Origin of the sequence: Micromonospora sp. S-DT3-3-22, assembly GCF_015354745.1 — a bacterium.
In the GTDB taxonomy this organism is placed as follows: domain Bacteria; phylum Actinomycetota; class Actinomycetes; order Mycobacteriales; family Micromonosporaceae; genus Micromonospora; species Micromonospora wenchangensis.
Genome location: NZ_JACGMO010000001.1, coordinates 63287 through 76487 on the forward strand (window position 1 = coordinate 63287; position 13201 = coordinate 76487).

The 13201-nt window shown below is 74.7% G+C and carries 10 protein-coding genes; 3 read left to right on the forward strand and 7 right to left on the reverse strand.

The features are described from left to right. The first annotated feature begins 37 nt into the window (after positions 1 to 37). Complete coding sequence (locus H1A17_RS00305) at positions 38 to 3238, forward strand: AAA family ATPase (RefSeq protein ID WP_194820708.1); 3201 nt, start codon at positions 38 to 40, stop codon at positions 3236 to 3238. Between the two features lie 112 nt (positions 3239 to 3350). Continuing rightward, the gene (locus tag H1A17_RS00310; RefSeq protein WP_145918638.1) at positions 3351 to 4265 is read left to right on the forward strand and encodes an NAD(P)-dependent oxidoreductase; all 915 of its coding nucleotides are present in this window, start codon (positions 3351 to 3353) and stop codon (positions 4263 to 4265) included. Between the two features lie 192 nt (positions 4266 to 4457). Here H1A17_RS00310 and H1A17_RS00315 read toward each other — a convergent pair whose 3' ends face one another. The 7 genes from H1A17_RS00315 to H1A17_RS00345 form a co-directional block, all read right to left on the reverse strand. After that, complete coding sequence (locus H1A17_RS00315; RefSeq protein WP_145918639.1) at positions 4458 to 6116, reverse strand: lectin; 1659 nt, start codon at positions 6114 to 6116, stop codon at positions 4458 to 4460. A gap of 177 nt (positions 6117 to 6293) precedes the next feature. Next, entirely contained in the window at positions 6294 to 6734 is a 441-nt protein-coding gene (locus tag H1A17_RS00320) for a hypothetical protein (protein WP_145918640.1), read from the reverse strand. Positions 6735 to 6849: 115 nt separating this feature from the next. Further along, entirely contained in the window at positions 6850 to 9108 is a 2259-nt protein-coding gene (locus H1A17_RS00325; RefSeq protein ID WP_194820709.1) for a catalase, read from the reverse strand. A 95-nt stretch (positions 9109 to 9203) separates the two neighbouring features. Then, complete coding sequence (locus tag H1A17_RS00330; RefSeq protein WP_145918642.1) at positions 9204 to 9650, reverse strand: hypothetical protein; 447 nt, start codon at positions 9648 to 9650, stop codon at positions 9204 to 9206. 57 nt (positions 9651 to 9707) lie between these two features. Next, a complete protein-coding gene (locus H1A17_RS00335; protein ID WP_145922657.1) occupies positions 9708 to 10097 on the reverse strand; it encodes an iron chaperone in 390 nt (129 codons plus the stop codon). Between the two features lie 314 nt (positions 10098 to 10411). Continuing rightward, entirely contained in the window at positions 10412 to 11173 is a 762-nt protein-coding gene (locus H1A17_RS00340) for a hypothetical protein (protein WP_145918643.1), read from the reverse strand. Beyond that, the gene (locus H1A17_RS00345; protein WP_145918644.1) at positions 11170 to 11715 is read right to left on the reverse strand and encodes an RNA polymerase sigma factor; all 546 of its coding nucleotides are present in this window, start codon (positions 11713 to 11715) and stop codon (positions 11170 to 11172) included. Before H1A17_RS00345 ends, H1A17_RS00340 begins: the two co-directional genes overlap by 4 nt. 187 nt (positions 11716 to 11902) lie before the next feature. Here H1A17_RS00345 and H1A17_RS00350 point away from each other — a divergent pair, with 187 nt between their 5' ends. Continuing rightward, positions 11903 to 13186 (forward strand): cytochrome P450, encoded by a 1284-nt coding sequence (locus tag H1A17_RS00350; RefSeq protein WP_194820710.1) that lies wholly within the window; start codon positions 11903 to 11905, stop codon positions 13184 to 13186. The last annotated feature ends 15 nt before the right edge of the window (positions 13187 to 13201 follow it).

Sequence of the window (13201 nt, forward strand, 5' to 3'; positions counted from 1 at the left end):
TCGGCACGACGTCCCCGGCGTAAGCTGAGGGGCGTCGATGTCGTCGACGGTCGGGGGTCACCGGGGCGTGGTGGGGCTGTCGTCGGGAAATGGCGTCGAGGGTGGGCACCGGACCCGGCCGCAGGGCGCGCTGCGACTACGGATCCTCGGCCCGCTGCGCGTCCGGCGGGGTGACGTCGAGCTGGACCCCGGCCCCCGCCAGCGGGCCTACCTGCTGGTCCTGCTGCTGGCCCGCGCCGGGGAACCGGTCAGCACCACCGAGCTGATCGACCTCGTCTGGGGCGACGACGCGCCCGCGACCGCGGTCAACGTCATCCACAAATACGTCGGTGCGCTGCGCCGCCTGCTCGAACCCGGACTGCCGCCCCGGGCGGTCGGCTCCTACCTGCACCGGCACGCGACCGGCTACCGCCTGTCCGCCACGGCGGAACTGCTCGACCTGATGGCGTTCCGTGGGCACACCGGGGCCGCCGCCGCCCACCTGGCCCGGGGCCGGGACACCGACGCCCTCGACGCGTACTGCCGGGCGCTCGCGCTGTGGCGGGGACCGGCCGGCGACGGGTACCTGCACCGGCCCGGCGCCGTCGCCCTCTTCGCTGCCCTGGACGGGGAGTTCTTCGCCGCCGCCGTCGCCGCCGCCGACCTGGCCGTCGCGGCCGGACAGCCGCACCAGGTGCTGGCCCCCCTGCGGCTGGCGGCGACGATGACGCCCCTGCACGAGCCGGTGCAGGCGGCACTGGTCACCGCGCTGGCCGCCGCCGGCCAGCAGGCGCAGGCGCTGGCCGTGTTCCGGGCCGTCCGGGCCGACCTCGCCGAGCAACTGGGGGTCGACCCCGGCCCGGCGCTGACCCAGGCGTACCACCGCGCGCTCGGCCGGACGTCGCTGCCGGCCCCCGCCGTGCCACCCGCGCCGCCGGCCCCGACCGGTGACGGCCTGGTCGGCCGGGCCGGCGAACTGGCGACCCTGCGGGACGCGACCACGGCGGCCTTCGCGGGCGGCACCGCGCTGGTGCTCGTCCAGGGTGAGCCCGGGGTCGGCAAGACCCGGCTGCTCCGGGAGGCCACCGCCGAGGCGGCGCGGCGCGGCGCGCTCGTCGTCTGGGGGCAGTGCCTCGACGGCGGTGGCGCACCCGCGATGTGGCCGTGGGTCCAGGCCATCCGCGCCGTCCTCGACGGGATGCCCGGGGACACCCCGGTCGGCCGGGAACTGGGCAGCCTGCTGGAGCCGCGCCGGGACGTCCTCGCCGCGCCCGTGCTGCCCGACAACGGCTTCCCGTTCCGGCTCTTCGAACAGGTCGTCGCGATCGTCGCCGCGGCCTCGGCGCGGCGGCCGACGGTGCTCGCGCTCGACGACCTCCAGTGGGGCGACAGCGCGGCCCTGCACCTGATCAGCCACCTGGCGGCCCGGCTGCCCGCCGGCACCACCCTGGTCGGCGCGCTGCGCGACCACGCCCCCACCCCGGGCTCCGCGCTGTCCCGGATGCTCGCCACGGTCAGCCGGCTCCCCGGCCACCAGCGGATCCGCCTCGGCAACCTCACCGAGACCGAGGTGGCCGAACTCATCCGCCGGGAGACCGGCTCGACGCCCACCCCGGAGTCGACCCGGGGCATCCTCGCCCGCACCGCCGGCAACCCGTTCTTCGTCCGGGAACTGTCCCGGCTGCTCACCGACCGGCCCCGGGGGTGCGCGGGCGTGCCGGCCACCGTGCGGGACGTGGTGATCGACCGGATGTCCGGGCTGGACGACGACAGCCGCGACCTGCTCCGGATCGCCGCGTCGATCGGCCGGGACGTGGAACTCGGGCTGCTCGCCCGCGCGGCCGGGCTCGACCTGGACCGCTGCCTGGAACTGCTGGAACCGGTGCAGGCGCTCGGCATGCTCCGCAGCCGCCCGGACGACCCGTTCTCGCTGCGGTTCGCCCACGACCTGGTACGCGAGGCGGTGACCGCGACGACCCGGCCGGCCCAGGCGGGACGGCTGCACCTGCGGATCGCGGACGCGCTCGAACGGGGCGGCCCGGACGCCGAGACGGTGGTCGAGCGCCTCGCCCACCACCTGTGGTCCGCCGGCCTGCTCGCCGAACCGGCCCGTACGGCGCAGGCGCTGATCCGCGCGGGCCGGCACGCGGCGGGCAAGTCGGCGCTCGACGTCGCCGAGCGGTGGCTGCGCTCGGCGGTGCAGGTGGCGCGCGGCGCGGGTCTCGCCGGGTGGGAGCTGTCCGCGCTGGCCCAGCTCACCGCCGTCCTCGGGATGCGGTCGATGTACGGCTTCTCGGTGACCGACCTGCTGGAGCGGGCCGAGCACCTGGCCCGGGACCTCGGCCGGGAGCGGGAGGCGGCCGGTTTCCTCTACTCCCGCTGGGCCGCCCTGGTCCAGGCGATCGACCTCGACCGCAGCGCCCCGCTGGCCCGCCGGCTGCTGGAGCGGGGGCAGGAGTCCGCCGACCCGTGGGTGCTCGCCTGCGGCCTGCACGCGTGGGGTCTGCAACAGTGGGACTACGGGGAGATCGGTGAGGCGGTCCGCTGGCTCGACCGGTCCCGGGACATGATCTTCGACATTCCGCGCCGGGACGAGGACCCCGTCCGGCACGACCTCCAACTGCTGATGGCCGCGATGCTGGCCGAGGTCACCACGTTGCACGGCGCGGTGGCCGACGGCCGGACCATGCTCGACGGGCTGGCGGGCCTGGCCGGCGACGACCCGTACATGGTGACGGTGTGGGCGTGCGCCGCCACCCGCATCGCGGTGATCGTCGGCGATCCGATGCTGGCGTTGCGCACGTCCGGCCGGGGGATCGCCGTCGACCCCGGGTTCTCGTTCGTCTTCCTCGGCACCTACCAGCGGCTGGCCCGCTGCTGGGCGCTGGCGGTGACCGGCCGGGACCCGCTCGGCAACGCGGACCGGGCCCGGCAGCTCATCGCCGCGCACCTGCTCGACCCGCCCCGCTCGGACGTCGCCGCCTGGCACGGTCTCCTCGGCGAGATGCTCCTCGCCGGTGGCGCGGTCGACGCCGCCGCGACCGCGCTCGACCAGGCCGACCACTATCTGGAGTCGTGCGGCCAGCGGCACCCGGAGGGGCTGCTGCTCCTGCTGCGGGCCCGGCTGCTGCGGGCGCGGGGCGAGCCGGTCGAGGTCGTCCGGGCCGCCGCCGAACGGGCCCGGACGGTGTCCGCCGAGCGGGGCGCGTTCCTGCACACCCGCCGGGCCGAGCGGCTCCTCGCCGAACTGGCGACCTGACCCGACCCGCCGGTGGCGGGACGTCGGCGCGGCCACCGGGACCGGGCGGCGTCGACCGACGGCGGGGGAGCGTGGCTTGACAAGCGGCCGGGTCCGCAGTGGACGATGAGACGTGAGAATCCTCGTGGTGGGTGGCAGCGGCCTGATCGGCGCGCACGTCGTCGAGGTGCTGCGCGGGCGGGGGCACGCGGTGACCACGGCGGCCCGTACCGCCCGGCCCGGTGTGGACCACCTGCTCGACGTCGAGTCCGCCTCCACCGACGACCTGCGGCCACTGCTCGCCGGCCACGACGGTGTCGTCCTCGCCACCCGGGCCGACGAGCAGCGGGTGCTGCCCCGGCCGATCCACCCGCTGCTGCGCCGCGAACTCGTCGACCCGGTGGTACGCCTGCTCACCGCCGCCCGCGCCGAGGGCCTCACCCGGGCGGTCCTGACCGGGTCGTACTACACCTTCTTCGACCGGCGGCATCCGCAGTGGCGGCTGGCGGACCGGCACGTCTACATCCGGTGCCGGCGGGAACAGGCCGCCGAGGGCCGCGCCGCCGCCGGCCCGCAGCTCCCGGTCACCGTCCTGGAGCTGCCGTTCGTCTTCGGCCGGGCCGGCGACCGGCTGCCCAACTGGGCCGGCCCGCTCGACCGGTGGGCACGGTCCCGGGCACCGCTGGCGGTCCCCGTCGGCGGCACCGCCGCCGCCTCGGCGCGCAGCGTGGCCGAGGTCGCCGCCGACGCGCTCGAACAGGCCCGCGACGCGGACGTCCCGGTCGCCGACGAGAACCTCACCTGGGCGACCATGCTGACCCGGATCGCCGCCGCCGTCGGCCAGCCGCGTCGGGTCGGCCGCCTACCCGCCCCCGCCGTACGTGCCGCGCTGGGCTGCGGTGGCCTGCTGCACGGCCTCGCGCGCCGGGAGGCGGGCCTCAACCCCACCCACCTCGCCGACCTGCTGCTGGCCGAGCTGTTCGTCGAACCCACCACCGGCCGGTCGCTGGAACCGGCGCTGCACGACACCTTCGCCCCCACGGGTTAGCCCCGCCACCGGGAGCGCGCCCGTTCACCCGTCCGTCGGCTCGGTGCCGCCGCGTGGCCGCAGGAGCGGCTGCCGGGGGTACGCGGCCACGCGGCGCGAGGTCCTCGCCGCGCGGGGATGACCACGCGCCGCGCGGGGCGGTGCCCACGGCGGCGCGTCGTCGACCGCTGCCCGGCTACCGGGCGCACCTGGTCAGCTGCGACTCCACCGCTGGCTGGTCGCGCCGTTGCAGTCCCAGATCTGGGTACGGGTGCCGTTGGCCGTGCCGTTGCCCACCAGGTCCAGGCACCGGCCCGAGCCGACCGCCGTGACGGTGCCGTCGGCGTTGAAGCGCCACTTCTGGTTCGACTGGCCGTTGCAGTCCCAGATGATCACCGACGTGCCGTTGGCGGTGCCGGCGTTGTTGACGTCCAGGCACTTGGTGCCGTAGACCCGCAGCTCCTGGCTGCCGGTCGAGGTCCACGACTGGTTGGCCTGGCCGTGACAGTCCCAGACGATGGTGGTCGCGCCGTTGGTCTGCGCCGCGCCGTTGACGTCCAGGCACCGGCCGGCGGAGACACTGCGTACGGCGGACGTCGTGCCCGGTGGCGGGGTGGTCGGCGGGGGAGTGGTCGGGGGTGGGGTGGTCGGGGGCGGGGTGGTGGGCGGGGGAGTGCCGCCGCCGGTCACCAGGAACATGGCCGCGCCGTGCGCCGGCACCGAGGCGCTGATCGTGCCGCCCGACGTCGAGCTGCTGTGCGCCCAGAGGTCCCGCACCGCGTACGACGAGGCGCTGCCGAGGCCCAGCGCGCTGGCCGTGGTGGCGACCGTGGCCGTGCCGCCACCCCGGTTGAGCAGCACCGTGGCCACCGCGCCGGTGGACATCGGCTTACGCCAGACCTCCAGGTCACCGCTGTCGCTGATCTTGTAGCCCTGCCGGCCGCCCCAGTCCTGGTTGACCGCGATGACCTCGGTGTTGGTCAGGATGGTCCGGGTGGCCGCCGACATGGAGCGCAGGTCGTTGCCGGCCAGCAGCGGCGCGTTCAGCAGCGCCCAGAGGCTGAAGTGGGCCCGCGACTCGGTGTCGGTGGGGCCGTTGCCGACCTCCAGCATGTCCGGGTCGTTCCACGCGCCGGGCCGGGCGTACGAGTCCTTGCCGACCTGCTGGTCGAGGATGCCCATGATGGAGTTCCAGTTGCCGCCGATGTCGCCGGTGTTGCGCCAGGAGTTGCCCACCGCCGCGCCCCAGGTCCACACGCTCTCCTGGCCCCAGTTGCACAGGCTGTAGAGGATCTTCCGGCCGGTGGCCGCCAGCGCGTCCCGCATCGCGGTGTAGCGCTGCTGCCCGCTGCGACCGAGGTGGTCGCCGCAGTTGTCGTACTTGAGGTAGTCGATGCCCCAGGACGCCCAGAGGTTGGCGTCGCGCTGTTCGTAGTTGATGCTGGCCGGGTAACCGGCGCAGGTCGTCGTCCCGGCCGAGGAGTAGATGCCGAGCTTCAGCCCCTTGCCGTGGACGTAGTCGGCGAGCGCCTTCATGCCGCTGGGGAACTTCGCCGGGTCGGCGACCAGGTCGCCGCTGGCGTTGCGCTGCTTGGTCGACCAGCAGTCGTCGATGTTGACGTACTCGTAGCCGGCGGCGGCCATGCCGCTGGAGACCAGCGTGTCGGCGGTCTGCCGGATGAGCGTCTCGTTGACGTTGCACCCGAACGAGTTCCAGTCGTTCCAGCCCATCTGCGGGGTGCGGGCCAGGCCGTTCTCCAGCGCCTGCGCGGGCGGGGCGTTGCTGAGCACCGCCGCACCGGTGACCACCGCGGTGCCGAGGCTCGCCGCCAGCAGCACCGGGAACAGCAGGGCGATTCTGCGTCTGGACATGTGCACGCTCCTCGTCGGGGTGCAGGCCACGATAGGAAATGTATCGACGATCGCAAACGTAATTCGTCTGACATCTGCCGTCAATACGCGCCCGTCGACCGCACCCGGGGTCGGCCCACGCCGCCCGCGCCCGCACCGCCCGGCCGTACCGCCCGCGCCCGCGCGGCCGGGGGCCGGTCACCGTACGTCCGGGCCGCACACCTTCCAGTCGCCGTCCTGCTGCTCGATGTTCAGGTGCACCGTCCGGGGTGCCTGGTCCGAATAGGTGACCTCGGCGGTCACCCACCGCAGGGTCGGTGTCTCGCTCGGACGCTCGATCGTCACGTCGGTGATCCGGAACCCGGTCACCCCGTACCCGGCCGCCGGCCGGTCCAGCCAGTCCGCCCGCGACTCCCGGCGTCGGTCGGCCGCACACAACATGTCGTACGCGCCGTTGTAGTCATGCCTGACCACGGCGGACAGGTAGGCGTCGGCGGCGGCGCGGATGCCGGGCTCGTCCCGGGTGTCCTTGCGGTAGAGGTAGACGCTGCCGGCCGGCACGCCGCAGCAGAGCAGTACGCCGACGCCCAACATGATGATCACGAAACCACGGCTGGAGAGCTCTGCCTCGGTGGCCACAGCACGACGGTACGGTCTTCCGGCAACCCCGTTCATCGGCGGCCCTCGGTGGGACGGATGCGCAGAGCGCGACGGGGGCGTCCGGTGCGGACACCCCCGTCGACGAGCCGTGCGGTCAGGAGACCGAGGCGGGGAAACGTTCCCAGACCCGGTGCGCGGCCAGCAGGGTCTGCGCGTCGGCGAGCACGCCGGTCGGCGAGTCACCGGCCACCACGCCCGCCGCGCCGGCCACCCCGGCCAGCTCCAGCACCCGCACGCCCGCGCCCCAACCGCCGATCACCTTGGCGTGCCGCCAGCACTCCTGCACCAGCAGCAGCACCCGGGGGTCGACGACGCCGGCGTCCGCCGCGCCGGCCTTCGCGTCCAGGGCCGGCAGCGCGTCCGGTGCCGGCGCGGGGGCCCCGGCCAGCAGCAGCGCGTCCAGCTCGACCGAGCGGCCGGTGGCGAAGGTCCGCTGCACCGTCAGGCCGCCCACCGTACCGCCGTGCGCGGCGATCACCAGCGGCACCATGCCGGCGGCGAACACCTCCCGGCGTACCTGCTCGACGTCGTCGGTGCCGGTGTCGGCGTCGACCACGATGCCGACCGTCCGGCCGTCGGCCGGCCAGGTGCGGCCGAGCTGGGACAGCGCCGGGCTGGGCGCGACGTCGGCCAGCGGCACGGTCGGCTCCGGCGTCGGCAGGCCCAGACCGGTGGCCACCTGCGCGCAGAGCACCGGGTCGATGTTGGCCAGGCACTGCACCTGCCGTTCCCGGATCGCCTGGTGGTGGCACTTGCCCAACTCGAAGGTGTACGCCCGGACGATGTGCTCCCGCTCCACCGGCGACATGCTCAGCCAGAACAGCCGGGCCTGGCTGAAGTGGTCGTCGAAGGAGGCCGGGTTGGCGCGGACCTTCGGGGCCTCGGCCACGGTCACCGGCACGTCGACGAACGCGTGCTCGGCGTCCCCGGCCGGGAACGGGTTGCCCCCGTCGAGCGAGTTCGGCCGGTACGGGGCGACCCCGGCGTGCACGGCGTGCTGGTGGAACCCGTCGCGGAGCATGTCGTTGACCGGCGCGTGCGGCCGGTTGACCGGGATCTGCGAGAAGTTCGGCCCGCCCAGCCGGGTGAGCTGCGTGTCGACGTACGAGAAGAGCCGGCCCTGCAACAGCGGGTCGTTGGTGACGTCGATGCCCGGCACCAGGTGGCCGAGATGGAAGGCGACCTGCTCGGTCTCGGCGAAGAAGTTCGTCGGCGTCCGGTTGAGCACCAGCTTCCCGACCGGCTGCACCGGCGCCAGCTCCTCCGGCACGATCTTGGTGGGGTCGAGCAGGTCGATGCCGGCGAAGGTCTCCTCCGGGGTGTCCGGGAAGACCTGGAGGCCGAGTTCCCACTCCGGGTACGCCCCGGCCTCGATGGCGTCGTAGAGGTCACGCCGGTGGAAGTCGGGGTCCATGCCACTGAGCAGCTGCGCCTCCTCCCACTCCAGCGAGTGCACGCCCAGCTTCGGCTTCCAGTGGAACTTCGCCAGCACCGTCGCCCCGGCCTCGTCGACCAGCCGGAACGTGTGCACCCCGAAGCCCTCCATGGTGCGGTACGAGCGTGGGATGCCCCGGTCGGACATGTTCCACATGGTGTGGTGCTGCGCCTCGGTGTGCAGCGAGACGAAGTCCCAGAAGGTGTCGTGGGCGCTCTGCGCCTGCGGGATCTCCCGGTCCGGGTGCGGCTTGCCGGCGTGGATGATGTCCGGGAACTTGATCGCGTCCTGGATGAAGAAGACCGGCATGTTGTTGCCGACCAGGTCGAAGGTGCCCTCGTCGGTGTAGAACTTGGTGGCGAACCCCCGGGTGTCCCGCACGGTGTCGGCCGAGCCCCGGGAACCCAGGACGGTGGAGAACCGGACGAACACCGGCGTCTCCTTACCCTTGCGCAGGAAACCGGCCCGGGTCACCTCCTGCGCGCCGTACCCGGTGAAGACGCCGTGCGCGCCCGCGCCCCGGGCGTGCACCACCCGCTCCGGGATGCGTTCGTGGTCGAAGTGGGTGATCTTCTCGCGGAAGTGGTGGTCCTGGAGCAGCGTCGGGCCGCGCGGGCCGGCCTTCAGGGAGTGGTCGGTGTCGCGCAGCCGGGCACCCTGCGAGGTGGTGAGGAACGCACCCTGCTGGCCGTTGGCGACGGTCGGTGCGCCGGTGGCCGCGCCGGTCGGGGTACGCGTCTGCGGTGCGCCCTGCTCCTTCCTGGGTGGCAGCGGGTCGTGCGGGGTGGTGGGTTCGTCGACGGTCGGCGGAGCGCTGCCCGGCGCTCCGGGGACCTCGGGGGTCATCAGGTGGGACACCTTCTCGGCTGCGGCGTCCACCACGTCCTTGACGACCTCGGTCGGCTTGCGGGATTCCATCTGGGTGGCACCTCTTCGCGGAGCGGGGATCGGGTGTTCCTCCCCTACCCGGGCATCCTGGCGCAAAACACACCGGTGCCGGCCGTCACCCGTGATCAGCGCAGCGCGCGCAGGGTGACGGCGGTGACCGCGCCGTACGCCAGGTGCGGCACCAGGTCGGTCATCCAGTCGGTGGCCGACCAGGTCCGGGGATCGGTCACCCGCAGCAGGGTCAGCGGGCCGTTGGAGCCGACCATCGCCAGGCCGGTCAGCGCCAGGGCGGACACGGCCAGCGGCAGCCGGCGACCGCCCGCCGCCGCGTACCCCGCCGCGGCGGCCACCGAGGTGGCGTAGCCCAGCAGCGGCCCGAGCCCGGACCGGCGGTTCGCGGCCGTACGCTGGTCGCCGAGGTCGACGTGGGCCAGGTCGGCGAGCCGGCCGGCGCTGTCCTCGGCGGCGCTGCTGGCCGGCCGGGCCCGCAGCGCCATGTCGAGGTAGGTGACGGCGTTGAGGGCGGACGCGCCGGCCGCACCGGCGATCAGGGCTCTGCTGGTGGGCGTCATCCACCCCGCCTACCCGCCTGCGGGGCGCTGACACCCGCCCCGCCCGACCGGCGGCCGTCAGGAGACCGCCGTGGTCACCAGGTCCCGGACCCGCTTCTCCACCTCCGGGCTCCACGCCCGCAGGGCGTACGACACCGGCCACAGGTCGCCGTCGTCGAGGTGGGCCGCCTCCTGGAAGCCGAGGGTGCAGTACCGGTAGTTGAACTTGCCGGCGTCCTGGAAGAACACGACGATCTTGCCGTCCTCGTTGGCGTACGCGGGCATCCCGTACCAGGTCTTCGGCGACAGCTGCGGAGCCGCCGTACTGACCGTCAGGTGCACCCGCTCGGCGAGCGTCCGGTCCGCCGGGGCCATCTGGGCGATCCGGTCCAGGACCGCCTGCATGCCGTCGGCCTTCTTGGCGCCCTTGCGCCCCTCGGCCCGCAACTCGGCGGCGCGTTCCCGCATCGCGGCCCGCTCCTCGGCGGTGAACCCGTCCCCGGCCTCCCCGCTGGTGTCGCCGTCGGACGTGGTGGTCGGCTTCTTCGTGGCCACGCGGTCTCCCTCGCTGGTCGGACGGGGCGCGGCACCCTGCCGGCCACCTGCGAGAAGGCTACGACCGGGCGCGGGCCGACGGCTTCTCGATTCCTGACCGGCCGGGCCCGACCCGCCCACCCGACGGCGGCCGGCGCACCGCGCGGGCCGGCCCGCCCCGCGCGGCACCGGCGGTCCGCCGGCCCGGCGTACGGCGTTGCCCACCACGCCGTACGCCGGGCCGCCGGTCACAGGTCCTCGATCCGGTGGGTGGTGGAGCCGGCGGGGCGGTGCACGACCACCGTGATGCTGCCGACCTCGCCGCCCTCCGGCCCCGGCCACCACGCGGCCCACCACCCGCCCCCGGTGCTGGTCCGGATGGTCCTGCCGTCGGCGAGGACCAGGTCGACGCCGGTGACCGACGGGCCGACCAGACCCACGGCGTTGGAGTACTGGTCGCGGCCGGAGCCGACCGAACTGCGTGTCTCGACGTTGACGGTGCCGGCGGCGGGGGGCGGCAGGGGGCCGTCCGCCAACGTCATCGCGGCCGGCCGGCCGTCGTCCACGCTCATACACTCGATCACGCCCGAGCCACGCCGCTGGATCAGCAGGGTGGCCACCCCCCGACGTTCGGCCAGGAGCACGTCGGAGGGGCCGACCGGTGCCCCCGGGTCGCTGCCCACCCCGCTCTCGGCGCACCGGCGGGCCTGCGGCATGACCTGCTCGCCGGTGAGCGCGCCGGGCACCGGGGTCCAGGAGGCGAAGGCCCGGTCCATCGGCCCAGGTAGCAGCGCGGGCACCGCGACCGCACCCACCACCGCGAGCGCCCCGGCGGCGACCAGGCCGACCACCCCGCGCCTGGTCACCGTGCGGCGTGCCGGTGCGGGGCGGGCGACGGCCCGGCCCGCGACGATCCCGTCGACGACCGCGGTGGCCCGTTCCCAGTCGGCCGGGGTCGGCTGGACCCCACGCGCCGGGTCCAACGCGGCGAGGCGTTCCAGATCCGTCATGACTGCTGCTCCTTGAAGACGGTGAGGGCGTGCGGGCGGGCGGCGGCCGGTTCCAGCGCGGCCCGGAGGCGTTCCCGGGCCCGGCCCAGCCGCATGGCGAACGTCGAACGGCGGCAGCCCAGCACGGTGGCCGCCTGCCCGGCGGTCAGCCCGTCGAACGCCACCAGCGCCAGCACCTCCCGGTCGGCGGGTCGCAGGCTGCGCCAGGCCCGGTCGAGGTCGATCCGGGCGGCGGCGTCGACCGTGTCGTCCCCGTACGCCGGCCCGTCCGCCGCCACCAGCCGCACGTCCAGGGCCTGCCGACGCAGCCAGCCCCGGGTGTGGTTCGCCATCGTGCGGCGGGCCACCCCGAACAGCCACGGACGGGCGTCGGCGGGGAGGTCGTCGAACCGTCGCCAGGCGGTGAGGAAGACCGTCGAGACGACGTCCTCGGCCTCGCTGGGTGGGACCCGCCGCTGGACGAACCGCAGCAGGTCCGGGTATGTCGCGGCGTGCAGGGAGCGGAATCGTCGCTCCCGTACGCCGTCATCAGCACTGCTCATGTGCACCTCTCGGTCGGCCGTTCCACCCCCTACCTGTCCGGCGGCGTCCCCACTGTCACACCCAGGTCCGGCACCGGCCCGGCGGGAGGCCGAGCCGGTCCGACGGGAGGCCGACCGTGGACAGGCCGCCGTCGATGCGTCTATCGTCACGGCATCCTCCGCCCGTGCCCGCCGTACGAGGAGCGCCATGGGGTTCCCGGTATCCCTCGACGAGCTGCTCGGTGACGAGGTCCGACGCGATCCGTACCCGTACTATGCCCGGCTGCACGAGCTGGGGGAGGCGGTCGCGCTCGCCCCGACGGCACCGCACGCGGTGGTGGTCCACGGGTACGAGGCGGCCCAGCGGGTGCTGCGTGACCCGGTCTTCCGGGTGCTCGACGCGCAGTACCTGGACCGCGCCGGCGTCCGCTGGCGTGACCACGCGGTGCTGCGGACCCTCCAGGCCAGCATGTTCAACGCCCCGGCCGAGGACCACGCGCGGGTGCGTCACCTGTTCGGCCAGGCGCTGACCGCCCGCCGGGTCGCCGCCCTGGAACCGGCGATCGTGCGGATCACCGACGGGCTGCTCGACGGGCTCGCCGAGGCGGGCGCGGCCGGCCGGCCGGTGGACTTCATGGCGGCGTTCGCCCTGCCGCTGCCCAGCGCCGTCGTCGGCGAGCTGCTCGGGGTGCCGCACTCCGACCGGGCCTGGTTCCCGTCCCGGGTGCGGGCGTTCGACGCGGTGCTGGAGATCGGGCCGCGCTCGTTCCGGGAGATCCGCGCCGCCAACCGCGCCGCCGAGGAACTGGCCGGGTACTTCACCACGCTGCTCGCCGCCCGCCGGGCGGAACCCCGCGACGACCTCGTCTCGGCGCTGGCCCGCCTCCGCGCCGAACGCCCCGACCAGCTGTCGGAGGCGGAGCTGCTGGCCAACCTGATCGTCACGTACAACGCGGGGTTCCGGACCACCGCCAACCTGTTCGGCAGCGGGCTGACCCTGCTGCTGGCGCGGCCCGCCGCGCTGGCCGCGTTGCGTGCCGACCCGTCCCTCGCCCCGGCGTACGTCGAGGAGATCCTGCGCTACGAGCCGCCGGTGCACTTCGCGGTGCGCTACGCCGCCGAGGACACCGAGGTCGCCGGGGTGGACGTCCCCCGTGGACGGACGGCACTGGTGCTGACCGGCGCGGCCAACCGGGACCCGCGACGGTTCCCCGATCCGGACGTGTTCGATCCGTCCCGGGCGGACAACCGGCACCTGGCGTTCAGCGCCGGGCCGCACTACTGCGTCGGTGCGGCGCTCGGCCGGACGGAGGGGCGGCTCGCCCTGCCCCGGCTGCTCGACCGGTTCCCGGCGCTGGCGCTCGCGGCGACCCCCGGCGAGCCACGGCAGCTCATGCTGCGGGGGCACGATCGGCTCCCGGTGCGGGTCGTCGATCCGGCGGCCGATCGGCCGGGCGGCACCGTCCGGGTGGACCTTGCGCAACGGTCTTGATTGAGTAAGGTCGAT